The organism is Pseudomonas laurentiana, assembly GCF_014648275.1.
Lineage (GTDB): Bacteria > Pseudomonadota > Gammaproteobacteria > Pseudomonadales > Pseudomonadaceae > Aquipseudomonas > Aquipseudomonas laurentiana.
Genome location: NZ_BMQU01000003.1, coordinates 93,536 through 117,144, shown reverse-complemented (window position 1 = coordinate 117,144; position 23,609 = coordinate 93,536). Strand labels below are relative to the sequence as shown.

The following is a 23,609-nucleotide window of genomic DNA, read 5'->3' as shown; positions in this document are numbered from 1 at the left end:
GCTGTTCAGTACCATAACTTTTAGACTGCCGCTGCCCTGAAAGCTGCACGCTACAAGGACCATCGATTTAGCTTTGAAACCAACTATTGCAGTCGACACGATGTGGTCCAGATGGCCGTTGCGAGACGCGCGCCCCAGAAAAAACCCACAGCACGCGCATGAGGACTGAATGAATAGCCCTTGGAAAGGCCCGTAAAATCAAGACGCGAGGTATGTTGATGCTCGCGGCCTGGACTGTAATCTGCCCAACAGACCAAGCGCAAACACGTGCCAATTTCCTCCAATCATATTAATGTGCCATTACCTAATAATTATGAAGAAACGCTTCATGATCAATGTTGAGCAAATGGCCTTGATTCTTGACGCTTTGCCGGACCCGGCTTTCATCCTGTCCCGCAGCGGCAAGTATGTCGCCGTGTTCGGCGGCCGTGATAATCGCTATTACCACGATGGCAGCGGCCTTGTCGGCCAGTACATTTCAGACCTGGTCAAGCCTGAGAAGGCAAGCTGGTTTCTCGAACAGATCAACAGGGCGCTCGCGTCGCGAACGTTATTGGTCGAAGAGTACGAACTGAGCAATAAGGATGTGAAAGGCCTATCCGATGAAGGCCCCAAAGAAGCGATCTGGTTTGAAGGTCGTATCCAGGCCCTGAATTTCCTGGCTGACGAGGAAGCGGTTGTGCTCTGGGTCGCGAGTAATATCTCAGAGAGACACAACCTGGAGGTCAGGCTGAGGGAGCTAAGTGATACCGATCAGCTAACCGGCCTTTTCAATCGAAGAAAACTGGAGCAGGACCTCGCTCTTCACTACGAATCATCCGTGCGGTACGCCGTGCCGACGTCCATTTTGATGCTGGATCTGGATGGGCTGAAGAAAATCAACGACACAAAAGGCCACCATGCAGGGGATGAGATGATCGTGGCCGCTGCCAACATTTGTCGGTCAGTGCTACGAAAAACGGATACCGCCTGCCGCTTAGGTGGTGATGAGTTTGTGCTTGCCCTGCCCAATACGGGCCATGAGCAAGCAGTGCAGTTCGCCAAGCGCTTACAGGCGTGTTTTAGAGAGCAACTGAGCCGGTTTTCGGTGGATGGCATCGCCGTCACGGCGAGCATTGGTGTCACCACGATAGCGCCGGATGATCGCTCATACGAAGACACGCTCAAACGTGCCGATCGCGCATTGTACGAGGCCAAGGGCATGGGCAAAAACAGGGTGGTTTCTGCATGACACCATCTGCTGCTGATCAGTGGATGAGGTCAACAACAGCCTTGGTACGCTGCTGGAGCGAATATGGAAACCAAAACGGCTGACGCGCCTGCCGTTTTGGTAGCGGTGAAAGTCAGGCCTTGAACTTGGCGACCATACCGTTCAACTCCACGGCCAAGCGCGACAGATCCTGGGCTGCAGCGCTGGTCTGGTTGGCGCCGGCGGAGGTCTGAGTGGCCAGGTCACGAATGTTGACCAGATTGCGGTCCACCTCACGGGCCACCTGAGCCTGTTGTTCCGAGGCGCTGGCGATCACCAGGTTGCGCTGGTTTATCGATGTGATGGCTTCGGCGATCACCTCCAGAGCTTGCCCAGCGGCTTGGGCCACCTCCAGGGTGCCGTTGACACGGCCCTTACTGGCGTGTATCGAGCTAACCGCACGTTCGGTACCGGATTGTATGCTGCCGATCATCTGCTCGATTTCTTCGATTGATTGTTGAGTGCGATGAGCGAGGGCACGGACCTCATCGGCGACCACGGCGAAGCCACGACCGGCTTCTCCGGCGCGAGCCGCTTCGATGGCAGCGTTGAGGGCCAGCAGATTGGTCTGCCCAGCGATGGCACCGATCACGTCGAGCACGTGACTGATTTCATTGGCGCTGTTGGCCAACTGTTCGATTTCCTGAGAGGTACCAGTGACATCATTGACCAGATGCTGGATTGAGGCCAAGGCTTGGTTGACCTGGCTTCGGCCATCCTGGGTCGTCTGGTCGGCGCCCTTGGACGCATCGGCGGTGCTTACCGCATTATTGGCCACTTCCTCCACGGCAGCGGTCATCTGGTTGACTGCAGTAGCTGCCTGCTCAATCTCGGCGCTTTGCTGGTGAAGACCACGACCGGTATCCTCGGTGACGGAGTGCAGTTCTTCCGAGGCCGAGGCCAACTGATCGGAGGTCGCGGCAATCTGGCGGATTGTAGTGCGCAGGCTTTCCTGCATTTGGCGCAGGGCACGTAACAGCAAGGCTGGCTCGTCGCGACCGGTGACCGCGATCTCGCAGGTCAGATCGCCGACAGCTACTCGCTCGGCCACGGCCACAGCGTCGGCCAAGGGCACGATGATGCTGCGCGTCAGCAGGGTCGCGATCACGACCAGGGCGAGCATGATCACAACCAGCAAGACAATAATGAGCGAGAACGCCTGATCAAATACATCGCTGGTACGCTGTGAGGCCTGCTCGGCGCCTTGGGCGTTGTATTCGATCAGCGCAGAGAGGGCCTTCATCATGCTGTCAGCGTATTCAGCCAAGGGGCCGTTGACCAAGCGTCGGGCTTCTTCAATCTGATTGGCGGCGACGGCTTCGCGGATTGACTTCTGCAGACCGTGGTAGCGATTGCTCAGTGCGATGAAGGCATCGAACAGCGCACGGCTGTCCTTGTCGATTATGGTGCCTTCATAGGCCTTAATACTGCTTTGCAGTTCCTCGTTGATCTTGACGATCTTCACCAGCGTAGCCTGCCGTGCTTCGGCCTGCTCCTCGAGAACGCTGCGCAGCGTCAGTGCCCGGGCTCTGCCGAGGTTGCGGCTGACATCACCTAGCGAGACAACCGCTGGCATCCAGTTGACGCGGACCTCGTCCATGGCCGAGTCCATCTGCTTGGTCTCGTACAGCGAGAGCAGCCCCATGGTTAGCACTAGGACACCTAACAGCGCAAACACGGTCGCTGCCCGTTTGCCGATTTTCATATTCCTTAACCGCACTGGATTGCTCCTTGATGTGTGAATGCTGGCGTCAAGAACATGGGCTGCTGGGTGGGGCTACCTGAATGGTCCCAGTCTCGAAGCGCGGCGGTGTTAGCTTGTGATCCTTCCCCTCAGAGCATTTCCTAATGCAATCATGTCATTATGACATTGCGGCATTATTATTGACCAGCCATTCAATATACCGACGAATACTAAAAGCCCGGTCACTTGTTAGACGGACTTAGTCGGGTGCGTAAGGCCGAACAACCGGAATCGGCGGGACTGTGGCTCAAGACCTCACACGCTTCACGACCAGCGGAGACCTAAAGCTTTGATTTGCTCACTCTCTTCACATACGGAATGAAGGCATTAGGCCACTACAAAATATCCACCGCCCCGGCCTCGGTGAAAGGAGCTACCCGCAGGCTGCTGGGGCACTCAAAAGAGAAGATCACAAAGGACGTTTACAGGCGCGTCGGAGAGATCGTCAGCCCTACTCGGCAGGGCTGAGTTGCGGAACACATGGCAAAGTCGCGGAACACTTTGCTTTCCAGACCACAACGAAAAAGCCCCGCAGACGTTAATCTGCGGGGCTTTCAAATATGGAGGCCGAGGTCGGAATCGAACCGGCGTAGACGGATTTGCAATCCGATAGAAGAATGCCCGTCGAATGCGGCTTTGGCGATGGTTTCAGTTCCAAAACAAATCAGACATGACCGCGCTGCAGGCCGCATTCTAAAGGGGTCGGCCTTTCAGTTTTGGAACTATTTTTCTGCGTCTTGCTTGGCCGGATCAGTCAGCGCCTTTGCCACAGCTGCAGCTGCTTTCAGCTTCTTCTCCACGTCCTTGAAGCACTGATCTTGTTCGGTCGCCTCCAGGGCGGCACATGCCACAGCTCCCTCGTTGGCGTCGTTCATTGCGCCCACGAGATTCCACGCGATAGCTCCAACACCAAGCGCTAACATCAGATAGACAACATAAAGCGATTTCACAGGGCTACTCCTTGCTGATGGCAAATGGCCTTCAATTCTACCCCGAAGGGTGCCAGCCAAGGCTATTCCGAGTTCACCTTTCAGCTTGCGCCGCTGGAACCTAAATCATAATAGCCACTGGCAAAGCCAGTAAAATCAACACGTTGAGCCGCCCGCAGCCGTTCACGTTGTCTCAAAAGATGAATAGAAGTACACGCTGGTAACCAGCGTGATTCACGATCTGTTCACGCTACCTCTCCGGCGTCCTGCCGAACCAACACATCGCCACCCGAGTTTTATCAGGCCCACTCAGCCTCAGGGCCGTGAGCCACCAAACGAAAACAAACTTTCGTTTTGGTACGGAAGCTATCCCGCCGAAGAAAAAACGAAACTATTCTTTCGATTCAATGGATAGCGCAGGCCGAGACTTCAGCGGCTACCAGTTCGGCATCCTGCCGACCGCACACACCACCTCAGTGCAACGTACTCACCAAACCACCCAGTACCCGCTGCTGATACTCAATCACGGCCTGCATCAGCGACTCGGCCTCCAGGTTAAGGCGCTCGACCTCTTCCCGAGGGAGAACGCCTTTGGCTTCGTTGTATCGGCGCACTGCATCCATTGCCTGCAGCCATAACGGCTCACAGGCTTTCATCTTCTCTTCCAGGTCGTCCATGACTGCGCCCCGATCATTCGATCAGAGCAGTATAGGCCTGCTCGCATGCCCCCTCCTCCAGCGTTCTGCCGACCGCAAAACCCTCCCTCAATCGACACCTCGTCGGCTGACACTGGTCGACTGGCGCTGATCGAAATACTGTATATGCACACAGTTAATTATTAGATGCCACCATGGAAATCGACACGACCGGCTTCGAGCTTGGCATACCATCGCGCGAAGAAATGCTGGAGCACCAAGTGACCCTGCTGCAGGCTGAGTATGAGAATGCAGTAGAGGCATTGACGAAAGCACGGAAGGACATTGAGCACCTGGTGCGGCTGCTTGACTCTGCCATTGAACAAGTCGCGCGCCAGAAGGCGGGCTGGGCGCAAGCCGAGTACATCCTCACCGACTTCCGAGCCGAAAACGCCAGGCTGGAGGAACGCGTCGAGGAGCTGCATAGGGAAATCCGAGGGCTGCGCCGGAAACTCACCGGGCCAGCAAGAGCCTGACTATGCTCATGGCTCGGAGGTGAGCATTATGTGCGGACGAATTTCACAGTACCGCGGGCTCCACGAGTTCGCCGACACGCTGAACATGGATGGCGCTTGGCGGAACAACGTCGGCAGCCAGCCCCTTATGCGGTACAACATCGCCCCGTCCACGCCTGTGGCCGTTATGCGGGTGGATGATGCCGGCCTACGCGCCGATCTGGTGAAATGGGGGTGGCGACCGCACTGGGCAACCGATCGCGCGCCACCAATCAATGCCCGGGCCGAGAAGGTTGCGCATGGCCCATTCTTCCGAGCTATCTGGCCCAACCGCGCCATCACCCCGGTGGACGGGTGGTTCGAGTGGGTGGATGAAGGCGGACCGAAGAAGCAGCCATACTACATCCGCCGACGGGACAGGCGTCCAGCACTGTGCGCCAGCATCGGCCAGTTCGCTGGAAGCGATCATGACGGCTTCGTGATTATCACCGCCGACGCCCAGGGCGGCATGGTCGACGTGCACGATCGCCGCCCGGCGGTCCTGGCGCCCGCGCTGGCACGGGAATGGATTGACCCGGCAACATCCAGGGAACATGCCGAACAACTTGTGCTGAACCTAGGCGAGCCCGCCGAGGCATTCGAGTGGTACAGGGTCGGTACTGCCGTGGGCAACACCCGGAATCAGGGTCCAGATATCATCCTGCCTATCAGTGCAGCGGGAGCTTCTGGCGGCCAAGCGCCTGCAACTGGTAATCGGTAACTGCCTGGAACAATGACTCAGCCAGCAGGCAGAGACGCTCTACCTCCTCGGCCTTGTGATACTGCGGTATGGCATCAATGGCCTGCTGCATCAGTGGTTCGCCGACCATGATCATTCCGTCAATCGTACGCTTCAAAGCCCTGCCCCAGTCAGTTGGCTAGGGCGTTATAGGACGCCTCGCAGGTCAGTCCGGCTATTCGGACTCGGTCATACGCTTTCGCCAGCTCTCCCGCTCGAGTGCTAGAGCGGGCGATTATGGCGCCCGATATGCTCAAGGATGAAGGCGCACCAGCTTACCGGCGGCCCTCATCAGCCTGATCAATCAAACAAGCTTGCGATGCCCGCTATGATTGCGCCACCCACTGCAAGCGGCACAGTGATTGGCGCTGTTGCGATACCCACAGCGGTAGCCCCAATAGCCAGTGTTCCGGCTGCAACGGCTCCAATTGCGGCGCCTGATCCAGCGGCAACAACGGTCCTGCCAGCACTCACCTCATCTGATCCAGTGATCTGTTTCGAGATTTCATTGCCAGCCAACCCAATTCCAACTACTTTGTGAATCGCCATATCAGTCTTCCTTTGCTAGAGACAACAATCACTACAGGCTGGACACTGCGGTACAGCCGCTTGAGGGGTAGCGCACAGGGGTATCAGCATCCATCGTGGACATTAGGAAACTCTGGCGCTCAACCAAGGATAGCATTACGCCATCAGTGACCATCTGTCTAGCCGGAGGATAGATTTTAATTTCAACGACAGGCGCTCGCTGCTGCGATCAACTGCTTCTCATAGCCAATTCTCTGCCTACGCTCAGCAAGCAGCGCCCTCACCTTCACCTCCAAGTTGTCACCCTTCTTCAATCCAGCGGCAGCCCACAGTGGCAACACAACATCCGGGGCCCGGCATCGCACCTGCACTGGCACTTCGATGCGCACGGTGCGGATCTCTGGCTCGACCTTTCCAGCACATCCAGACAGCACCGCAGCCGCTACTAAAAGAGCGAACCTCATAGGCCAAGCTCCTGATCGATGACTTCCGTGGCTGCCGCGCACTCATTTCCGCCGGTAAGCTCCCGCTGCAGTCGGTTGGCCGCTGCAAATTCATCCTTAGCCAGGATCGCAGCTTGCTTCAGGGCTTGCTCGGCCTGGTCCTGCCGACGCTGGCCAGCCTGCACCAGTTCGCCCAATTTCAGCCCCTGCTCATTTGTCAGTTCCTCAAGGTTTCCTCGAGCCGCATTGCAACTGGTCAACTGCCCGTTTGTGCCATCAAGCAGCGGACGGTAGTACCGCTCCGCTTGCCACACCGCCCCGGCAGCCCCCATACAGATCAGCAGCAGCGCACCAAGCACACTCGACCAGGTCATGCCGCCATCTCCCCACCACAAGCTGTGAACATCGCCAGCAGGTCGTGCTCTGGCACCTCCTCCTGCTTACGCTCCTCGGAGTAGACCTCAAGCAGTCGCGCCAGCTTGTGCTCACGCTGGCCATAACCCGCACCCGGCAAGCTCGCCCAGATCGGGGCGGCCGCTGCTATAGCCTCCTGAATCCGGCCGGCATGAATGTGCGGCAGCGCCCTGCACTCGATCAGGATCTTGATAGCGGCGAGGTCTTGGGCTTCAGGGATGAAACGCCCCTTGAACCCGTAGTTCTTCACAATCGCATCCCAGGTGCGCGACAGGAACTGATAGCGCCCAGCAGCCGTACTGCTGATGTTGTAGCGCGGAAGGCGAACCAGCTTGCGCGGATGGTCTGCATAACCCACGAACAATGTGCCGCCCACAAGGACGTTGTACCCGTCATCACTGGACTTGATCGTAGAGGTACCCTCCGACCACGCCAGCATGTCGAGGAAGGCGAGCGCATTCTTGCTACCCGCCAGAGAGTCAGAAATCTTGGCCATGATTTTCTCCAGGCAATAAAGAGCCCGCTCAAGGCGGGCGCAGAAAAGAAAAAGCCCCGACAGTGCGGGGCTCTATTGGTGTTGTTCGGCAATCCAGGGCGGCGCCACGGGTCGGTGCTCGATCACAGGGAACAGTTCCGACTGGGGCCAGTCGCGTAGCGCCTGCATGTAAACCAGCAGCTCCTGGAACTGCTCGGCGGTCAGCGTCGTTTCACCGCCGATTTCCAGCTGATCGCGGTGGCGATCACGCAACCAGACCAGCGACGCCAGCTCAGCGTCGCGCCATGCGCGCTCAGTCACAGTGTTCTGATCCACTGCGGTGGGCTGCAGTTCAGGATCATCGTCAGGCAAAAACTCTTCGGCATAGCCGAGCTGCTTATTTGCGAACCGGCCGCAGATGCGACCCGATTCGTCGCGCTGAACAAATGGCATTGCTTATTCCTCCGTAAAGCCTTGAGTATGCAGCGAGGCGCGAAACACACTGTATCCGGGGTACGTAAGCACCTGGACCACCACCTGGCCGCTCTGGCTCGTCAGTGACTCGCAGTAGCCCGACACGTTCTCATTCGAGATCGAGTCGCAGCTGATGCCGATACCGCCCGCGAACCCGTCGGCACCGGTATTGACCAACGCGGCGGCAACGGCATCGGGCGAGCGCACAAAGATCACGCTCGACTCACCCTGAGTACGCGCATAGAACCGGGCTCGTACCCGCACACCAGGCGGAACGCTAGCCGTCAAGGTGTAGCTGGTCGTTGTGGCGACGTTCGTCACAAACATGTCTTGCTGCAGCGCCTTGAACTCGGTGCTGTTGCCGATGTTGATGAACGGGATGATGTTGCCCGAGGCATCGGTCTTGACCGCCCGCCCCTTAAGGCGCACGAACTTGCTATAGCCCACCGGCCTGTTGGCCGCGACCAGAGACGTGTCAAGCCCGAAGTCGATAGTGCCATCGCTGTCCTTTCGGATCATGAACGCGTGATACCACGTGTTAGCCGCCTTTGCCCCGGCGAACAAAGCATTACCACCAGCACCGGCGGACCAAGCGCCCGACGCCTGCAGGCGCTTGGTCATTGGGGCAGCCAGGATCAGGTCAACGGTATCGGTCGAATCTCGTGCCCGACCCACCTCGATATCGATATCGGTGTTCGGCGTGGTCGTGTTGACGGCCAGCGACAGGCCGCTGATGAAACCCGGCGGGGCATGGCTGGCAATGGCCTGGGAAACCGCCAGCGGACTCATAAGGCGGTTGCTCGCGGTACCTCCCTCCGCCTCGGTCTTCGATGCATAGTGACCGGAGTGCTGCAGCGCACGCCATGGGTGCCACGTCGCGTTGTAACGGGAGCGGAAGCAGATTGAGTCCGCGCCCTCAAAAGACGTCGCATACGGATATGCCATCTGGGTAAATGCCAGCGTGGAGTGATACATCACCTCTGGATAAAAATAGGAGCCAGCAGAGCCAGGGCCGCTCGGGGAGTCGCCCGGCGCAAGCTTCGGGTGTCGTCCGGCAGAAACGATCGTGTTCCAGTCCACTCCCACATCCACAGTGCCATCGGTCTTGTTGCGCACCACATCCACGGTGGCCGCCTTGCCTGCTAAGGCGTTGGTCATCGTGGTGGCAAAGTTTGCATCATTGCCCAGCGCTGCTGCCAGCTCGCTAAGGACGTCCAATGACGACGGAGCAGAACCCACCAAGGCCGCAATGGCCGCCTGCATGGCCGCATTGCTTTCAGCCTTGGTAAAGGCGTCGGTGATGCCAAATCCAGCCAAGGTCGTCGGGTTAGTGCCTCCCGTAACACGACCATCAGGACCCACCGTGACACTTTTATAACTACCCGCAACTACCCCGGTCTTGCCAAAGACCTGCTCAAAGGTCAGCGCTGTGGTACCCAGCGTTGGCGGCGTAGCATTGGACAAGCGCCAAACAGAACCGCCGTTGGCCGTCCCCGCATCCACACCGACCAGCATGCCCGGCTTCACCTCGACGCTTTCGTCAGCATCGAGCGCACGCACCCATGCTCCAGCGGCCACGACGTAGATGCCATTCTGTGCACCGCTGGCCTGATTCTTCACCAGCACCCGGTCACCGGCCACCAGCACAATGGCGTCGATTGTCTGGATGCCACTCAGTGCAATGGCGCCCGTGGTAGCAACCCGGACAGAGTTTTTAATGCCCTGAGACACCAGCCCCTGAATGGCCTTGAGCAACTGGTTGGTCTGACCCTCGGCAGGCACAAAGCCTGCCGCCTTGATCACGTTCAGCAGTTCCTGGGTGACCGCGTTACCCCAGGCAGATGGGATCAGGGAACCCACCTGACCGGTTGCGGGGTTCTCGTCGGCAAACTGGCCATCCACCAGGCCGACATTAGGCACGCTCTTTGGATAATCCATTCAGTCCTCACCATACTTAATAAATTCAACCGCATGCGCCGGCGCGCTACGGCGCAGCACACACTCCAGGGCGCCGCTTGGGTTGCCGCCGAATTGCTCGCCGAAGTAGCTCACGCCGAACCGGCGACCAAGGCGGCGCCGAGGCCAGGTTTCAAGCGTCCACATGAATTGCGCGACCCACGTACCGAAGTGCGCCGCACCGAAGCGTGAGCGCCCGAAGCGCGGGGCTCGGTGCTCAATTACGCGGGCCTCGGGGTAGCCATGACTGATGGCCAGTTCAACGAAATACGCCGGTGACTGACCGCCAACCTCGACCAGACGACGGCGCACAGCCAACTGACGGTCCTCAAACTTGGGCGAATCCCCAAGGCAGGGATCGGGCAGACGCATAACCCGTTCCCAGTCGGGGACCAGCTCCCGAACGGTTTCGGGAAAACTTTCCTCCAGCAGGTCGGCGGCGCGCAGATCCTCCCGGGCCAGCTCTTGGGCGGCTGTCCGCAGCAGTTGGTCCACTTCGGGGTTCAGCTCTTTGTCCCATGCGGGACCGGGTGGCAGCAGCGCCCGTAACTGCGCGTAGTAGTCGGAGGCGGTCCTTATCGCCACAGCACACCCCCATAGGTCAGCATCTCGTTGCGCGCCGCTACCACATCGGCAGCCGGGCTGATCAACTGGTGATCACGCTCACCTAGCGCACCACTGAGGGCCTCGCCGATGTGCGTCCAGAGCAGACCGGCACCAAGGTCCGACTCGCGGTTGTGCAGGTCGACCAGGGCGCTCTCCACCGCCCGGCGCACTACCCCGCTGTCGGGGACAATCTTCAGTTCGTACTGAACCGGCTTTTCCAGCGGCGGCAGTACATAAAGCTCAGCGGTGACCGGGCGCTGTTTCTCGATGTACGCCCGCACCTCTTCGCAGGCTGCTGCGCTGGGGATGGGGTCTAGATCGCCGTCACGGACGAAGAACAAACCAACCGTGCCCGGTCCCATCCAGTGCCGCACAACCCAGGCGCGGGTGACGCCTGGGACTTCCAACGCCCAGGTCACATAGTCATCTTGGTTGCCGCCGTGAGGGATCACCTGATACGAGCGAATCACCCGGGCGCGCAGCGCCTCAATGCTCTCTTGTTCGGTACCGCCCTGCAGGCCAGGCGCATCGACAGTCACCGTGTCATTGATTCCCAGCACCGGGGAGATCAAGCGCAGGACCGTACCGGCTGGGGTATTACCCAACTGGCCGGCCTCCAAGGCCTCCAGCTTGACCGTGCCGCTCTGACCAGCCAAGGCAACGCTGGCCGTCACGCGAAAGCGCACACCGTCATCACGCTGCAGCAGCACGCCTGCATCGAGCAGCGCCGAGGCAGCCCCGGTAAAGGTCGCGGCACCACTGGAAACCACCGCCTCCAAGCGGTCACGCTTTAGCCGAACCCGGGCCATTCGCCGCAAGGTGTCTTCATCCGCTGTGTCCGGCAGGATCTGCGCGGCGATGTATTCCTGATGGCCGTAGCGACCGAATGAAGCCGCCGCCTGCACCCGAGCAAGAACCTCGGCGTCGGATCGCAGCAGGGCCGAGCCGCCCAGGTCAGACTGCGCCCGGCTGATCAGCGCGGGCAAACTTGGGGTTTCAAACGGCATTGATCACCACCCATAAATTCTCAAATGGAACGTCGATGGTTCGGCCATCGCGCAAGGTCAACACCACCCGCATTGCCAGCCGGTCAACGCCGCGTGTCGTCGTTACGCCCACGGCCGTAACGCGCCCGTCTTCCAGCATCCAGGCCAAGGCCTCGCGGGCGAAGGCTTGAGCATCACGCTCGGTGTCCGCCGTCAGCGTCCGCCGACGCAACAGCCACAGGCGTGAGCCAATGCAGTCGTTGGCCTGCGTGGGGAAACTGTCGCCCCACCAGCCAAAGCGCTGGGCGTCATCGAGCGGGTCATCAGGGCTTGCACGGCGCCAGGTCAAAAGACTGATCTCTGTCGCCCGACGCCAAGCCCGGTCGGTGTCGTCGCTTTCAATCAGCGGCATATCACCCTCCTGCCACTGGCTTTTTGTCCGAGCCTTCATGAACGTGCTGCATCTGGCTCACACCACCGGCAACCTGATCGCCCGCTGACTCGATACGGCCCGTGGTGCGAATCACAGGCGTGTCAAACTCCACGGCGTCGTCGGCCTTGACCTTGAGCGTCAGCGTCTCGACCTCGATCACCCGCCCGCGCTTGAAGTGCAGGCGGTCGCCCTCGTCGGTGTACAACGCTACCTCGCCACTTTTCAGCCCCTGCAGGCGAAACTTTCGATCAGCGACACACACCACCACGCCGTGCGAACGGTCGCCCCCCACAAAGAGCGCGATCCCCTCGGCGCCCGGGTGCGCGTTTGAGGTGAAGCCATACGGCTCGAAGTGCTCCATGCCGCTTTTCACTTCACCGGCCAACAGGGTCATCTGCAGGCTTTGCAGCTTGCTCGTGGCCTTGACCAGCGTGACCACGCCCCGGGCCAAAATCTGTTTTAGTCCGCTCATTGCTCGGGCTTCCAATCTGCTGGGATCAAGTATTCAAAGTTGTCCGCCTTGCCGCCTTTCTTGAGCTTGCGGCTCTTGTGCGGGTCTTTCGGTTCAGGGTCGAAGCTGTCTGGTGGGGCTACGGTGATATTGGCCACGGTGCCGCTCTCATCCAGGCTGTACTGGATTTCACTGATGAGCATGTCGCGATCGATACCGACCCAAGGGTCGACCACCCGCACAATCATGTTGTGCAGCCACAGCGCCCCGTTCGACTGCCGCCAGCCCTGCACCTTGTACTGCAGGGTCAGTGCCTTACCCATGCGGCTGCCGCGCTCCCAGTTCGCCCGCGCCTCGGCAAGGCTGGGGGTCATCTGGCCGCTTTCGTGAATCATCAGCACCCGCTTACGCGCCGCGCGTGGGTCTGTGACTTCAGCCTGTACCTCGGAGGCCTTGGCGCCGTGTTCGTCATCCGTGCCCGAACGCTGGCCAACGACCTTGTAGTCGGAGAACACCCCGGAAAAGTCGAGCGACGCCGAGCCGGTCAGGATGTTCTGACCCAGTTCCAGCCGGTCAACCGCCCGCCCCGCGCTGCCCGGGTTGATGATCACCAGGCGCCCTCGGGAGTCGTCGGTAGACAGCAGCCGCGACAGCGTCAGCAGCCGGTCTATCGACTCAAACACCGTCTCCCCGGGCTCGATGCTGTGCTCGGCCAATTTGGTTGTCTCGGCCACCTGGCTCAGCACCTTGACCCCGTAGGGCTCGGCCAAGCTCTGAACGATCTGCTGCACACTCTGGCCGCGCCACTGCCCGGGCTGATTGATCGCCGAGCAGTCGACCAGATCGGCCGTCAGCGAACGCCCGCTAATCGCCCGGTTCACCGTCTTGCTGTCGTAGTTGACCGGGGTAGCGAAGACCCAGCCAGTCAGCACCAGGTCATCACCAATCAACACCTCGCAGAAGTCGCCCTGCCTTACCGGAATTTCCTCGGCCTGATCCGGCCAGCGCCATGTCACATCCAGCGAAAAATCTCGGGTCTGTCGCTCAATGCCGGCACTGATGCTGGCTTTCTTCCAGCCGCGATAATCCAGGCCGTTCACGCGCAGCGTGACAGCGTTTAACGGGTCCATGGGTTACTCCTGGGCGATGTGCAGCACCCCAACAGGCAAGAAACCCGGGTGCGATACTTTGTTACGCGTAACGATTTCAGCGGCGCGGGATGCGTCGCCAAAGCACTGATAGGCCAGCACCAACGCGGGCAGGCTTTCCTTCGGCTCAATCTCAACCAGGCGAACGCCCGAACGGGCCACCTCGGAGAGGTGCCCTTTAACGTGCTTGCGCACCGCCTCGATCACCTCAAAGTGTTCATGCGATGCCGACAGCCCGGCTTCCCACAGCGCCGCGCTAAGCCCATCACGCAGGCTAATCACGTCATCTGCTGCCGGGACTTCTGGCCGCTCCAGGGGTGACGCCACCTGCTGCGCCAAGGCTGGAACACCGGGCAGTACGGCAGGCGCCGACACCACCGGCATCAGTGCCGCTGCCCGCACGGCCTTGACGATCAAGGCATCACGCATCAACTCCCGTGCCGCCTTGACGGCAGCGGCTGTCGCCAGCCCGCCCGGCGGATTGGTCATCAGGTCATCGAACTGCTGTTCGGCCATCAACTGCCGGGCCAGTTCAAGCTGTGACGTGATGCCACGACCTGAGTCCACGAACCCCGAAAAGACCTCTTCGGTGCTCGCCAGGCGCGCCACGGTATTGGCAAACTCTGGGTCAGCCGCCACCGTGGCCGAGCTGCTGGACGACGGCGACCAGCTGTAACCCGACGACCGAGTGCTGCCGCCCACGCTGGAAAACTGCGCCCGGATCATGGCCGAGAAATTACCCGGGGCATTGATCAGCATGTCAGCCAGCGCCTCAGCCGAACTGACAAGGCCAAGCACCTGGCTAAACTCCCGCTGAATCGCCATCTGAATCCCGGCGATACTGTTCTGCAGCGCCGTTACCGCCATGCGTGCCCGGTTGACCACCGCCATTGCAGCTTTGTAGCGGGCCAGCGCGGACTCCAAAAAGCTCTCGCTGGATGCCTCTACCTGCCGCGATGCCTTCGGCACCCCGACCGGGTAGCCCTTTTCCCCGGCTTCGACAAACACCAGCTCAAACCGCACGATGCCGCCCTCGCGGCGCTCATGCGAAACTTGGCAGCCATCCCCGGCGGTGACCAGCAAGCGCCCGAACCACGGATGTACCAGCTCGCCCGCCCCGGGTTTATCCAAGGCATTGAGCAGATCGTCTCGCCGATCCAGGCAATCGTCACCGCCGATAAACGCCGTCAGTTTGATTTCGCGGGTCTTGCTGCCCATATCCTCCACCAGCGGCTTGTCCCGCTGGGGGTATTCGTGGACCTGCACCCGCCGCCCGACTGGCGTAGCGTCACTGTCGACCAGAAACGCCACGCCGCGAAACGAAGCCGGGTGCAGTTGATCGCGCCACGTCGTCATCCTGCCTCCCTACCCAATGAGCGATAACCGACTGACGGGCTTACCGACAGTCCGGGTTGATTGGTCTTCGCAGGATCAACACGCATGCCCGGCGGTGCATTTTCAAAGCGCACCACCATTGACCCCTCCAGTTCGGTGCGCGCCGCGGCTGTCGCAGCAGCAGCCTGAACCAACGAGCCACGGCTTTGCGGCAGGCTACCTGCAGGCGCTCCCGAAGCTGCCAGGCTCGGCGGGCGCCCTTCGCTCGCGGCCCTCATCGCCGCCTGGGTTCCCTTCATCAAATCACCAGGTGCAGACAACTTGGCTACCGTTTGCGCATCTACCACCGGACTGACCAGCGCCAAAGGCGCCATGCCGGGCAACGGCTGATTGGCGGGGTTGCGCATCAGGCTGGCCACCTTCGTGGCCTCTGGCATCAACTCAGGGGCTTGAGCAATCGGCTTGACCAGTTGCCCCGGCGCCATGCCGGTCTGCGCGTTGCGCGCTTCCTGCTCGGCAGTCCACTGCTTGACCTTATCCGTCGCAGCACCAATCACCCCGGCGCCGTCCGTCTCGATGCCAAGGAACTTCATCATCGGCTCAACGATGGGCCGCAACTCATCCCAAAGCCCCTTGAAGAAGCCGCTGATGGGCTCCCAGTGCTTGATGATCAAACCCAGCGGCGACCAATCGAACAATGTCCCCATGAACTCCGCAAACGGTACCGACAACGCCTTGACCAGATCCCACAGCGCGCTAAAGAACTCAGTCAGCGGCCCCCAGTTGGCAATGGCCAGGCCGAGCGGGCTCCAGTTGAAGGCCTCTTTCATCCACGACCAGACCGTCATAGCCGGGTCTTTGATCCTCTCCCATACCCAAGCGAAGTAAGGCGCGACGCTCGACCAGTTCGCAATCAGCACACCCGCTGCAATCGCAACACCACGCACAACTAGGCCGATAACGCTCATTTTTGCCACGCCATCCATCAGCACGAGTGCTGCAGTAGCCCCCGCCGTGGCCAAGCGCAACACGGTGAAGCCGACCGCCGCCCCGATGATGCCCTTGATCAGCCACGGGTGCGCGCCGGCCAACTGGGTCACGCCGGTGATGATCGGCCCGACCGTCGCCATGAAGTCGTTAAGCGGCGGCAGTAGTACAGAACCGACCGTAATGCCCAGCCGGGTCACGCGGTTCTTCAACTGCTGCAGAGCGTTTGCCGTCGTGGCCGCCCGAGACGTGTACTCTCCCTGCATGGAACCTGCGTATTTCGTCGAATCCCCAACACTGGCCAGATTGCTTTTCAACAGCTGCAAGTTGGTCAAGAGCGGGGTAATTGCCGCCACTGACTCACTACCGAACAGGTTGGTCAGCAGCGCCGGACGCTTGGCCGCGTCCACTTCGGAAATCCGCTTGAGCAGGTCTAGCATGGTGCCCTGCGAATCCTTCTGCATGCCCTCCGCGACTTTCTTGGAGTCCAGGCGCAACGACTTGAAGGCCTCGGCTTGTGACTTGGTCGCAGCCGTCCCCTTTGTCATGGCCAGCATGAAATTCTTGATGCCCGTAGCCGCAACATCCTGCTTCACGCCGACCATCGTGGCGCCAATCGCTGCGATCTGCGCCGAGGAAAAGCCCGCTACCTCACCCAGCGCCCCCACTTCGGTCACGATCGAGGACAGCTGCTTGGTATTGACTGGCCCAGAGTTCCCCAGGTAGTTGATCTGGTCTGCCAGCTCTACCACGCCATCTTGGGTCAAGCGGAACGCCGTACGCCACGTTGCCATCATCTTGCCGGATTCGTCAGCCGTCTGGTCGAAGGCGACACCCATTTTCACCGCGTCTTCAGCAAACTGCTTCAGGTCTTCCCGGGCGATGCCCGACTGACCACCCGCCGCGACAATCTGCGCGATGCCTTCGGCAGCCATCGGCAACCGCTCGGACATGCTCAGCACGTCCTCACTCATTTCCTTGAACTGGGCCGGCGTCTCAAAGTTGACGACCTTCTTGACGTCGGCCATCGCGCTTTCAAAGCCGATGGCAGCCTGAACCCCCATGACAAAAGGGGTCGCAATGGCCCCCCCTTGAATCGCATCCATGAAGGTGATTTTGCCGAGGCCTGAGCTATTCAACTGCTTGCGCAGAACGGCTGCGTTCTTGCGCACTCCACTCAACACCGGCGACAACTTGTCGACGCCAGTGATGAGCGCCTTTAGCTGGAACTTATCCGCCATTGCCGCCCCCTAACATCGCCTGGATTCGCCACGCGTTTTCTTCACTCTCAAACAACTGGTCTAACGGCCAGTTCATGACCTCGTTCGGGTTCACCTTCCAGAACCAGGCGAGGTCATAGACCAACTCGGTCAGCTGCTCGGGGCTTCGGAATCGGGGGCTTTCGTCGCCGGTGTAAGGAAAAAACCAATGACCATCCACGCCAGCGTGTTCAGGTCGAACAGGTCCAACTGGTTAACCGAGCTGGGCGGGATACCGGCACACACCGCGATGTACTTCGACGCGGCTTCAGTCTCCGCGACTGGGCGACTGTCTTCGCCCAAGACGTAGGGAAACACTTTGATGTTGCGAACTTCCTGAGGGGTTGGGCGACGCAGAGTCAGTTCGGTCAGTTGACCACCGTGAGCCTGAATCGGTACGGCCAACTTATGGGTAGTAGTGCTCATTACTGCCAGTCTCCAGAAATACCATCGAACTTGATCGCAACCTTTGCGTCATCGGCAGACATTTTCATTTCGTCCACCACATACGCACCGGACAGCACGTAACAACTGCCGTCCTTGAACTCAGCGGTGACCGTCATGTTGGTGCCGTTTTCCAGCTTCGCCTGAGGGAAACCCGGGGTTTTGACCGCATCGACCGACACATAGGGCGTCAGGTCTTCTTCCTTGAACACCCCCGTGGTAATCGTCTCGCGCTTGAACTTGGACAACGGCACCTCAACACCGCCGGTAATCGTCAACTGCTCGCCGTCGACCTTGATGTAACAGGTGCCCGCGACTTTCTGACCCATAAAGGGATCTCCCATAAAAAAGCCCGCGCAAGGCGGGCCGGGGTGGATGTGGAAGGGTTACGCCGCGTCTTCGTACTGCAGGCGGAACTGATAGAGCAGCGCAAACACGCGCAACTGATTGACCAGATCCGGCGGGAACAACACGTTCAGGCGGTTCGGGTTGCTCGCGTCGCGCTCGACAATCAGCTGCGCCTTGAACAGCTCGGTGTTCTCAACGATCCCGGCGCGCTCCAGCTCACGGTACGCCGCGATCAGTTCGCCACGGATCACCAGCGGCGTGACGATTGCCTGGCCAGCGCCGAAGTTGGTGCCATCGTTGGCCAGCTTGCAGCGCCCGTACTTGCTGGTAATCCGGCTGCGCAGGTAGCGGATAACGTGCGCCGACTGGTGCAGCGTTTCGCTGTCCAGATAGGAATCATCCGGCTGGCCGAAGGCGTTACGCTGGTAGGTCGTCACGGCGCGCTGAATGCGGTACTCGCCGCCACTGCTCGATGCCGTAGCGATGCCGCTTTTCAGCAGGGAATCCGCCTCGGATAGCATGAAACGGTCGCTCGCAGCAGCGGGAGCAATAGCCCCCAACACACCGGTCTGCGTGGGCCGAGCCGGGTCCGCGCTGATGAACACCGCCGTGCGTGCCCCCCACTGCGCCGCGACCTCCCAGACGGGCTGGGGCACGCCGGGCTCAAAGCCGTGAATCGTCATGTGCGGGTCATTGCGCAAGCGCCCCGCCGCCACCAGTTGGCCAAGCGTACCGCGCTTGGCGCTGTACACATGGCCATAGAGCTGCTTGGCCCACGACCAGCGACCGGCGCTGTCATCCATGACTTCTTTCCAGTCATCGAGCGTAGCGCTGTCGGTCCAGGGCTGGGTGATGAACTCAAACTCTTCATCGCCCAGCGCCGCCAGTGCCATAGCCATGTCAGGCGAACCGGCACCGCCAGTCATGGCCGTGACTGCCAGCACCAGGCCTGCCGGTGTCACCTCGCCATTGACGCGCCCCAGGCGATTCAGCTCGACCTGAATGTCGTTGCCGAGGTCACCCTTGAACTTTGCCGTCAGCGTCACGACAGCGCCTGCAGCCTGAGCGGTCACTGGCAAGTCAGTGGCTGCGTTGATGCTGGCCGCCATGCCTGTGGCAACCGCCTCAGCCGACGCCGAGGCAACCACGGCAGAGCGCACACGCTGGCCAGCCACGTACAGGTTGATCAGGCCCGCCGCTGTCACGTTGCCCGTTACGGTAACGCTGCAGGTCGCTGCCACGCCGGTGTCGACCTTCAACGGCAGACACCAGACCTCACCGGCAATGTCGATAGCGCGGTGCTTTTGGTGCATTGCGGCCAGCATCGAGCCGGCGCCGCCGATGGCAATGGCTTCAGAGGTGCGCGACACCAGCACCAGGCTACCGATTTCGGCGGCATCGGCATTGTCGTTGACCTGGCCAATGATCAGGCGGCGAAGACCAGCACCGGCGCCGCTGTTCGCCATCGAGTTATCAACCTCGGCATAGAACAGCGGGACACGAATATCAGACGGAATGTTGCTGAAACCGACGCTCATACCTTGGCCTCTTTCTTGGGCTTGGCTTCTACCACGTCACCCGCATTCAGGCGGCGCACCCAGTACGCATTACGGGGCACATAGGCGCCCTCTTCGGGCAGCAGTTCGCCGCCCTTCTCCGGCATCGGGTTGTCACGCCCCGCTACCGGCTTCAGGTAAATCTGAGTCATTGAGATAAGTCCTCTCGGGTTTTGATTTCGATACGCCCGTCAGGCCCCTCGGGGGCGACATTCCGGTCGACCACGGGGTCGATAAAGTCGAACGACGTGTCGACCCCCTCCAGCGCAGGAAGGCCCAGCAGCGTGCATTCCTGCCATGTTTCCGGGCTGGTACCAGACCCAATGGTGAAGTTGCCCAGCTGGAAGTCAGCGAAGAACCGGAACCGGTAAACCACTCGATCACGGTCGATCAGCAGCAAAGACCCGCCGTCATACAGCAGCTGCCCGTAATCCTTATCAGGCTCAAACCCAACCAGAGCGCGCCAGAGACTGGCCCGAACCAAATGCAACTGGTCGGCAACCTGCTGCCCGCGCTCGTCGTAGTTCTTCAGTACGACGCACACATCAATGGCGTCCCTGACCTGCTGAACAATGACGTTCTGCTGCTCCGGTTCATCGGCCCCGTCACCCGTGGGGATCACATACGCTGCAGGCAGCTTCATCAGCGCACTGCCCTTTACCGGGTCCCAATCCAGACCACCCGCCACCCGACTTTCAAAATCCGGGCAGCGCTGTTTCAGTTGCTCAATCACTGGGGTGATTCGCATGCTTTCCTCTCGGGCACAAAAAAAACCCATTACGGGGCTTGGGCGGCGCCTGGGCCGTCAGTTCAACAGCGCATCGGCAAAGGTCTGCCGCAAGATGCGCTGGACGTCCGCTTTGGTGTCCGCCAAGGCATCGGTCATGTAGTTGTCTCGCGGCGTGATGCGCCACCCGTTTCCCTGCCGGGCAGCCACCAACGCCTGCCGCTGGCCACTGGCACGGCGATTACTCTTTCCACGCCCCTTGCCCGGGGCTAACGCCCGAGGCCTGGACCCAAGCCGCACCCCATAGTGCAGATACGCGGGATAGAACTCTTCCATGCTTTCGGTCTTGGTCGGTGCAATACGCACCAGAAAGCCAGAGCGCGACACCTTGTAGCTGATCGAATCGATCGTCGCGCCGGTTCGACTTTCTGGGTAGCCCGCCTGCCCACCGCCAAGCGCCAGGTTCATCTGCGCGCGGCCAGTGACCAAGGCACCAACCTTGCGCATGCCTGCCCGAACCTTGCGCTTGTTGAAGGCCTCAAAGTCGAACTTTTCAAAGCCTTCGATATGAAGGTAGCCGTCAACGGAAACCGAATTGCTCATCGCTTCCCCCTTCGTTGGCAGGCGGACCATCTGGCCCCAGCTCCTCAACTTCGATCACCGACCACACCATGCGCCCTGCCAGATCGGTTGGCCGGCGGACGCGAAACACCCGATCATGCCAAACGAGTTCATGCGCCGAGTCCAAGCCAGGAATGTGACGGCAGTAAAGGCGGTGAGTGATCTTGTTGCCGGTTTGCTGAGCATTGGCATAGGTCGCCGTTCCCAGCGGCTCAACCTTTACCCAGCGGTTGCAAACGTGGGTGAACTCAGGCGCCAGGCCGGCACCTGCTGGCTTGTCGACACGAACTCGAACAGCCATGCGAGCGCGAAGCTCGCCCGAGGAAGGCTCTCTGATCGCCATGGCTAGAACCTCGGCGGCACGGTGATATCTGCCAACAGGTGGTCGACGAAACTCGCCGGGACTTCTGTCAGGGATTGCCCGACGACCAAAAGCCCCCGGTGGGTGAAGACCGTTTCCGCCGCCATCAGCAACCAGCTCAACACACCGGGGTAGGCCTCAATGTTCACGCCCGCGCGGTATCGAATACGCAACGCACCTGATGGCCGGCCACCAGGGAAATGCAGGTAGCTTTCCCGCCCACTGGAACGAACCTCAACCGCACCGGAAAACAGTTCGGGACTTGCGCCGTCGTCCAGCAGGTGAACTGATTCGACCTGTATTACCTGCCCAACATCCAACGAGTGCCCCGACGCGTAGTGCTCAGGCCAGTCCTCTTCATACAGGGCAGCCCTAATCGCGGCGCCGGTTTTCGACTCGCATTGCGCGGTAACACCGGGAATGATGATCTGCTCGATCAACTCTGGTTGCAGATCTTCCGGCTCAGCCCGACATTGATACGCAACCTGCTCCAACGTCAGCACAGGCGGCCCCGTGTAGGCGATACGGCGCGCCATGATCAGGGCTTCCCATCAGCATCCGATTTCGCACCTGGCTTGTCACCGGTATCGGACTCATCTGCTCCGGCACTACTCTGTGCCGCACTGGGTGCATTGCTATTCGCACCAGTCTTGCCCTTTTTTGAAGCCTTCTTGTCAGCCTCAATGGCATAGCCTGCCTCAATCAAGCTATCTGCAACGCTTGAATCAAAGCCTGCAGTTTCTCCGGCAGCATAACCGCGCCAGTTTTTTTCAAAGGTAACGATAACTTTGGACATGGGATGCTCCCCTAAACTGAGTCATGGAAGGCCCGGAGCTCCGGGCCGGGTGTGTTAGAGGGTGCTGCCCCATTTGACGTCGGTCATCACTGCCACCGACTCAACGTGCCGTGGGCCGAAGTCATGCTTGGCAATCACGCGCACCAACGTCTGATCACGCTGGAAGGCGCTGATGACGTTGCCGCTGCCGTCCTTGTAGGTAGCCTCCTTGCTGAAGTCGATAACCATCGCGTCGTCTTCACCAATGAAGCAGTCCGCGAAGTCTGCGAAATGGATTTCCGAGGCATCGCCATCGGCCCCCAGGTTGATCGGGATCTGGGTAGAGGAGCCTACCGGGAAGCCCTTCAGCATGTTCTGGTCCAGCTCTGGATAAGCCTTGTTGCCATTGCCATCACGTAGCGCCGAGAGCCAGCGCTTGGTACGCGGCGCCATGGCAAAGCCGGGAGCCGTCATATTGGAGTTGGCATTCTCAAGGCGCAGGATCAAGGCAGACAAGGCAAAATCGACAGCCTCAAGCGTGACTGCTGCCGGTGCCGCGAACACGTTGAAAGCCGGCGCCCAGAAACGCAGCCCTTTGGGCAGGTTGCCGGTACCTGCACCACGCAGGAAGGACAGGTCCTCTGCCGTTGCTACAGAGGCAGTCAGATCGTTGACGACAAGACGATCAACGCTCGGGTTGGTGCCCGAGTACGCCAGCAGGTCGTTGCTGATCGGAACCAGAGCCGCCAGCTTTTTCGACGACAGTTTCAGATCGTCGAACTGCATATCGGTAGCCGGCATATCCTCCTCGGTGCCGATATAGCCGACGACTGCGCCGCCTTTAATGCGCGGTACTGTGAGGTTCCCGTTTTGCAGCGGCAAGGAGACAGCGCCGAGCTTGCGCACCACCGACTTCGGCCGCAACAGTTCGATTACTTCGCTGGAGAAGCTTTGCGGTACCAGAACCCCGCCAGCACCCGGAGTAACGGTGCTCAGAGCCATGGCGATTTCAGGGCTGTAGCCTGAATCCTTCGCCATCTTGGCGGCGGCATGCTGATCGCCGCGCGCGGCAGCGAGCACGCGAACCATCTGCGCCATGTTGGCACCTGGCACAGGCTTGGCAGTAAATGGGCCACTGATGTTGCTGGGCGGACCATTCAAGCCTTGAGCGCTCTCTTCGACAGGCACCGCATTGGTCGCGGCCATTCGCTCGGCGGCTTCAGCTCGAGAAAGTTTGTCGGTCAGGCTGTTGAACTGAACGCTGAGTTGCTCGAACTGGGCCAACTGCTCTGCACTGAGCGAGGTGCCCGCAGCTTCAAGTTGGGCCAGCGCCTGGATCTGGCCATTAATAGTGGCGCGTTCGCTACGCAATTGAGTTACGAGGGACATACTGCCTCCTGGGCATAAAAAAACCGCCAACAGGCGGTTGAGA

The 23,609-nt window shown here is 60.1% G+C and carries 30 protein-coding genes and 3 pseudogenes; 4 read left to right on the top strand and 29 right to left on the bottom strand.

The features are described from left to right. Positions 1-328 precede the first annotated feature (328 nt). The gene (locus IE038_RS04350; protein ID WP_163932536.1) at positions 329-1,231 is read left to right on the top strand and encodes a GGDEF domain-containing protein; all 903 of its coding nucleotides are present in this window, start codon (positions 329-331) and stop codon (positions 1,229-1,231) included. Positions 1,232-1,343: 112 nt separating this feature from the next. On the opposite strand, the gene IE038_RS04345 is transcribed toward IE038_RS04350, so the two are convergent. Beyond that, positions 1,344-2,969 carry a methyl-accepting chemotaxis protein gene (locus tag IE038_RS04345; protein ID WP_189395206.1) on the bottom strand — a complete coding sequence of 542 codons (1,626 nt, stop codon included), beginning with the start codon at positions 2,967-2,969 and terminating at the stop codon, positions 1,344-1,346. A 405-nt stretch (positions 2,970-3,374) separates the two neighbouring features. Here IE038_RS04345 and IE038_RS24755 point away from each other — a divergent pair. Beyond that, positions 3,375-3,461 (top strand): annotated as a pseudogene (locus IE038_RS24755) (integrase); the annotation flags it as partial. A 254-nt stretch (positions 3,462-3,715) separates the two neighbouring features. On the opposite strand, the gene IE038_RS04340 reads toward IE038_RS24755, so the two are convergent. Both IE038_RS04340 and IE038_RS04335 read right to left on the bottom strand, forming a co-directional pair. Next, positions 3,716-3,943 carry a hypothetical protein gene (locus IE038_RS04340; RefSeq protein ID WP_189395205.1) on the bottom strand — a complete coding sequence of 76 codons (228 nt, stop codon included), beginning with the start codon at positions 3,941-3,943 and terminating at the stop codon, positions 3,716-3,718. A 452-nt stretch (positions 3,944-4,395) separates the two neighbouring features. Then, entirely contained in the window at positions 4,396-4,599 is a 204-nt protein-coding gene (locus IE038_RS04335; protein WP_189395204.1) for a hypothetical protein, read from the bottom strand. A gap of 173 nt (positions 4,600-4,772) precedes the next feature. Between IE038_RS04335 and IE038_RS04330 the strand changes: the two genes are divergently transcribed. After that, the gene (locus IE038_RS04330) at positions 4,773-5,093 is read left to right on the top strand and encodes a hypothetical protein (RefSeq protein ID WP_163937413.1); all 321 of its coding nucleotides are present in this window, start codon (positions 4,773-4,775) and stop codon (positions 5,091-5,093) included. A 28-nt stretch (positions 5,094-5,121) separates the two neighbouring features. Beyond that, positions 5,122-5,832 (top strand): SOS response-associated peptidase, encoded by a 711-nt coding sequence (locus IE038_RS04325; RefSeq protein ID WP_163937416.1) that lies wholly within the window; start codon positions 5,122-5,124, stop codon positions 5,830-5,832. Here IE038_RS04325 and IE038_RS04320 read toward each other — a convergent pair. From IE038_RS04320 to IE038_RS04200, 26 genes and pseudogenes are all read right to left on the bottom strand, one after another. Then, a complete protein-coding gene (locus IE038_RS04320) occupies positions 5,780-5,968 on the bottom strand; it encodes a hypothetical protein (protein ID WP_163937407.1) in 189 nt (62 codons plus the stop codon). The two genes, IE038_RS04325 and IE038_RS04320, sit on opposite strands and share 53 nt — an antisense overlap. Positions 5,969-5,981: 13 nt before the next feature. Next, a pseudogene (locus tag IE038_RS04315) lies at positions 5,982-6,080 on the bottom strand (DUF2514 family protein); the annotation flags it as partial. Positions 6,081-6,150: 70 nt separating this feature from the next. Continuing rightward, positions 6,151-6,399 carry a hypothetical protein gene (locus IE038_RS04310; RefSeq protein WP_163937421.1) on the bottom strand — a complete coding sequence of 83 codons (249 nt, stop codon included), beginning with the start codon at positions 6,397-6,399 and terminating at the stop codon, positions 6,151-6,153. A gap of 182 nt (positions 6,400-6,581) precedes the next feature. Then, the gene (locus tag IE038_RS04305; protein WP_189395203.1) at positions 6,582-6,842 is read right to left on the bottom strand and encodes a hypothetical protein; all 261 of its coding nucleotides are present in this window, start codon (positions 6,840-6,842) and stop codon (positions 6,582-6,584) included. Further along, a complete protein-coding gene (locus tag IE038_RS04300; RefSeq protein WP_163937424.1) occupies positions 6,839-7,195 on the bottom strand; it encodes a hypothetical protein in 357 nt (118 codons plus the stop codon). Before IE038_RS04300 ends, IE038_RS04305 begins: the two co-directional genes overlap by 4 nt. Continuing rightward, positions 7,192-7,731 (bottom strand): glycoside hydrolase family 24 protein, encoded by a 540-nt coding sequence (locus IE038_RS04295; protein WP_163937427.1) that lies wholly within the window; start codon positions 7,729-7,731, stop codon positions 7,192-7,194. The genes IE038_RS04300 and IE038_RS04295 overlap by 4 nt, the downstream gene beginning before the upstream one ends. A 72-nt stretch (positions 7,732-7,803) precedes the next feature. Beyond that, positions 7,804-8,163 (bottom strand): phage tail assembly chaperone, encoded by a 360-nt coding sequence (locus IE038_RS04290; protein ID WP_163937430.1) that lies wholly within the window; start codon positions 8,161-8,163, stop codon positions 7,804-7,806. Between the two features lie 3 nt (positions 8,164-8,166). Beyond that, the gene (locus tag IE038_RS25180) at positions 8,167-8,973 is read right to left on the bottom strand and encodes a hypothetical protein (protein ID WP_438810746.1); all 807 of its coding nucleotides are present in this window, start codon (positions 8,971-8,973) and stop codon (positions 8,167-8,169) included. A gap of 455 nt (positions 8,974-9,428) precedes the next feature. Further along, positions 9,429-10,122: pseudogene (locus IE038_RS25175) on the bottom strand (phage tail protein); the annotation flags it as partial. After that, on the bottom strand, positions 10,123-10,725 hold the full coding sequence (locus IE038_RS04280; protein ID WP_189395201.1) for a YmfQ family protein: 603 nt from the start codon (positions 10,723-10,725) through the stop codon (positions 10,123-10,125). Further along, a complete protein-coding gene (locus IE038_RS04275; protein WP_189395200.1) occupies positions 10,716-11,753 on the bottom strand; it encodes a baseplate J/gp47 family protein in 1,038 nt (345 codons plus the stop codon). The genes IE038_RS04280 and IE038_RS04275 overlap by 10 nt, the downstream gene beginning before the upstream one ends. Then, a complete protein-coding gene (locus IE038_RS04270; protein WP_438810747.1) occupies positions 11,743-12,138 on the bottom strand; it encodes a phage GP46 family protein in 396 nt (131 codons plus the stop codon). The genes IE038_RS04275 and IE038_RS04270 overlap by 11 nt, the downstream gene beginning before the upstream one ends. A 7-nt stretch (positions 12,139-12,145) precedes the next feature. Next, positions 12,146-12,637: a phage baseplate assembly protein V gene (locus IE038_RS04265; protein WP_163937439.1), complete on the bottom strand. Its 492-nt coding sequence runs from the start codon at positions 12,635-12,637 to the stop codon at positions 12,146-12,148. Beyond that, complete coding sequence (locus IE038_RS04260; protein WP_189395199.1) at positions 12,634-13,746, bottom strand: phage baseplate assembly protein; 1,113 nt, start codon at positions 13,744-13,746, stop codon at positions 12,634-12,636. Before IE038_RS04260 ends, IE038_RS04265 begins: the two co-directional genes overlap by 4 nt. A 3-nt stretch (positions 13,747-13,749) precedes the next feature. Next, entirely contained in the window at positions 13,750-15,120 is a 1,371-nt protein-coding gene (locus IE038_RS04255) for a DNA circularization protein (protein WP_163937442.1), read from the bottom strand. Next, on the bottom strand, positions 15,117-17,327 hold the full coding sequence (locus tag IE038_RS04250; RefSeq protein WP_189395198.1) for a phage tail tape measure protein: 2,211 nt from the start codon (positions 17,325-17,327) through the stop codon (positions 15,117-15,119). The genes IE038_RS04255 and IE038_RS04250 overlap by 4 nt, the downstream gene beginning before the upstream one ends. Positions 17,328-17,456: 129 nt before the next feature. Further along, positions 17,457-17,771 carry a phage tail assembly protein gene (locus tag IE038_RS04245; RefSeq protein WP_189395197.1) on the bottom strand — a complete coding sequence of 105 codons (315 nt, stop codon included), beginning with the start codon at positions 17,769-17,771 and terminating at the stop codon, positions 17,457-17,459. Further along, on the bottom strand, positions 17,771-18,118 hold the full coding sequence (locus IE038_RS04240) for a phage tail tube protein (protein ID WP_099773777.1): 348 nt from the start codon (positions 18,116-18,118) through the stop codon (positions 17,771-17,773). Before IE038_RS04240 ends, IE038_RS04245 begins: the two co-directional genes overlap by 1 nt. Positions 18,119-18,175: 57 nt before the next feature. Continuing rightward, entirely contained in the window at positions 18,176-19,675 is a 1,500-nt protein-coding gene (locus tag IE038_RS04235; protein ID WP_189395196.1) for a phage tail sheath subtilisin-like domain-containing protein, read from the bottom strand. Then, positions 19,672-19,845 (bottom strand): DUF2635 domain-containing protein, encoded by a 174-nt coding sequence (locus IE038_RS04230; RefSeq protein ID WP_083199776.1) that lies wholly within the window; start codon positions 19,843-19,845, stop codon positions 19,672-19,674. The genes IE038_RS04235 and IE038_RS04230 overlap by 4 nt, the downstream gene beginning before the upstream one ends. Next, a complete protein-coding gene (locus tag IE038_RS04225; protein WP_163934627.1) occupies positions 19,842-20,441 on the bottom strand; it encodes a phage tail terminator protein in 600 nt (199 codons plus the stop codon). The genes IE038_RS04230 and IE038_RS04225 overlap by 4 nt, the downstream gene beginning before the upstream one ends. A 57-nt stretch (positions 20,442-20,498) precedes the next feature. Continuing rightward, positions 20,499-21,023, bottom strand: coding sequence for a hypothetical protein (locus IE038_RS04220; RefSeq protein WP_163934629.1), 525 nt, complete (start codon positions 21,021-21,023; stop codon positions 20,499-20,501). Continuing rightward, positions 21,001-21,384, bottom strand: a complete 384-nt coding sequence (locus IE038_RS04215) for a head-tail adaptor protein (protein ID WP_099774412.1) — start codon at positions 21,382-21,384, stop codon at positions 21,001-21,003. Before IE038_RS04215 ends, IE038_RS04220 begins: the two co-directional genes overlap by 23 nt. A gap of 2 nt (positions 21,385-21,386) precedes the next feature. Continuing rightward, positions 21,387-21,938 (bottom strand): hypothetical protein, encoded by a 552-nt coding sequence (locus tag IE038_RS04210; protein WP_163934632.1) that lies wholly within the window; start codon positions 21,936-21,938, stop codon positions 21,387-21,389. 2 nt (positions 21,939-21,940) lie between these two features. Next, a complete protein-coding gene (locus IE038_RS04205) occupies positions 21,941-22,198 on the bottom strand; it encodes a hypothetical protein (RefSeq protein WP_189395195.1) in 258 nt (85 codons plus the stop codon). Positions 22,199-22,252: 54 nt separating this feature from the next. After that, entirely contained in the window at positions 22,253-23,566 is a 1,314-nt protein-coding gene (locus IE038_RS04200) for a phage major capsid protein (RefSeq protein WP_189395194.1), read from the bottom strand. Positions 23,567-23,609 lie beyond the last annotated feature (43 nt).

What these genes read in the sequence shown, in the direction of transcription:
- IE038_RS04200 (WP_189395194.1), bottom strand. Translation starts at nt 23,566, where the DNA reads ATGTCCCTCGTAACTCAATTGCGTAGCGAACGCGCCACTATTAATGGC.
- IE038_RS25180 (WP_438810746.1), bottom strand. Translation starts at nt 8,973, where the DNA reads ATGAGTCCGCTGGCGGTTTCCCAGGCCATTGCCAGCCATGCCCCGCCG.
- IE038_RS04205 (WP_189395195.1), bottom strand. Translation starts at nt 22,198, where the DNA reads ATGTCCAAAGTTATCGTTACCTTTGAAAAAAACTGGCGCGGTTATGCT.
- IE038_RS04220 (WP_163934629.1), bottom strand. Translation starts at nt 21,023, where the DNA reads ATGAGCAATTCGGTTTCCGTTGACGGCTACCTTCATATCGAAGGCTTT.
- IE038_RS04210 (WP_163934632.1), bottom strand. Translation starts at nt 21,938, where the DNA reads ATGGCGCGCCGTATCGCCTACACGGGGCCGCCTGTGCTGACGTTGGAG.
- IE038_RS04225 (WP_163934627.1), bottom strand. Translation starts at nt 20,441, where the DNA reads ATGCGAATCACCCCAGTGATTGAGCAACTGAAACAGCGCTGCCCGGAT.
- IE038_RS04250 (WP_189395198.1), bottom strand. Translation starts at nt 17,327, where the DNA reads ATGGCGGATAAGTTCCAGCTAAAGGCGCTCATCACTGGCGTCGACAAG.
- IE038_RS04300 (WP_163937424.1), bottom strand. Translation starts at nt 7,195, where the DNA reads ATGACCTGGTCGAGTGTGCTTGGTGCGCTGCTGCTGATCTGTATGGGG.
- IE038_RS04350 (WP_163932536.1), top strand. Translation starts at nt 329, where the DNA reads ATGATCAATGTTGAGCAAATGGCCTTGATTCTTGACGCTTTGCCGGAC.
- IE038_RS04325 (WP_163937416.1), top strand. Translation starts at nt 5,122, where the DNA reads ATGTGCGGACGAATTTCACAGTACCGCGGGCTCCACGAGTTCGCCGAC.
- IE038_RS04330 (WP_163937413.1), top strand. Translation starts at nt 4,773, where the DNA reads ATGGAAATCGACACGACCGGCTTCGAGCTTGGCATACCATCGCGCGAA.
- IE038_RS04310 (WP_163937421.1), bottom strand. Translation starts at nt 6,399, where the DNA reads ATGGCGATTCACAAAGTAGTTGGAATTGGGTTGGCTGGCAATGAAATC.
- IE038_RS04290 (WP_163937430.1), bottom strand. Translation starts at nt 8,163, where the DNA reads ATGCCATTTGTTCAGCGCGACGAATCGGGTCGCATCTGCGGCCGGTTC.
- IE038_RS04260 (WP_189395199.1), bottom strand. Translation starts at nt 13,746, where the DNA reads ATGGACCCGTTAAACGCTGTCACGCTGCGCGTGAACGGCCTGGATTAT.
- IE038_RS04235 (WP_189395196.1), bottom strand. Translation starts at nt 19,675, where the DNA reads ATGAGCGTCGGTTTCAGCAACATTCCGTCTGATATTCGTGTCCCGCTG.
- IE038_RS04230 (WP_083199776.1), bottom strand. Translation starts at nt 19,845, where the DNA reads ATGACTCAGATTTACCTGAAGCCGGTAGCGGGGCGTGACAACCCGATG.
- IE038_RS04305 (WP_189395203.1), bottom strand. Translation starts at nt 6,842, where the DNA reads ATGAGGTTCGCTCTTTTAGTAGCGGCTGCGGTGCTGTCTGGATGTGCT.
- IE038_RS04240 (WP_099773777.1), bottom strand. Translation starts at nt 18,118, where the DNA reads ATGGGTCAGAAAGTCGCGGGCACCTGTTACATCAAGGTCGACGGCGAG.
- IE038_RS04245 (WP_189395197.1), bottom strand. Translation starts at nt 17,771, where the DNA reads ATGAGCACTACTACCCATAAGTTGGCCGTACCGATTCAGGCTCACGGT.
- IE038_RS04275 (WP_189395200.1), bottom strand. Translation starts at nt 11,753, where the DNA reads ATGCCGTTTGAAACCCCAAGTTTGCCCGCGCTGATCAGCCGGGCGCAG.
- IE038_RS04295 (WP_163937427.1), bottom strand. Translation starts at nt 7,731, where the DNA reads ATGGCCAAGATTTCTGACTCTCTGGCGGGTAGCAAGAATGCGCTCGCC.
- IE038_RS04265 (WP_163937439.1), bottom strand. Translation starts at nt 12,637, where the DNA reads ATGAGCGGACTAAAACAGATTTTGGCCCGGGGCGTGGTCACGCTGGTC.
- IE038_RS04335 (WP_189395204.1), bottom strand. Translation starts at nt 4,599, where the DNA reads ATGGACGACCTGGAAGAGAAGATGAAAGCCTGTGAGCCGTTATGGCTG.
- IE038_RS04255 (WP_163937442.1), bottom strand. Translation starts at nt 15,120, where the DNA reads ATGACGACGTGGCGCGATCAACTGCACCCGGCTTCGTTTCGCGGCGTG.
- IE038_RS04215 (WP_099774412.1), bottom strand. Translation starts at nt 21,384, where the DNA reads ATGGCGATCAGAGAGCCTTCCTCGGGCGAGCTTCGCGCTCGCATGGCT.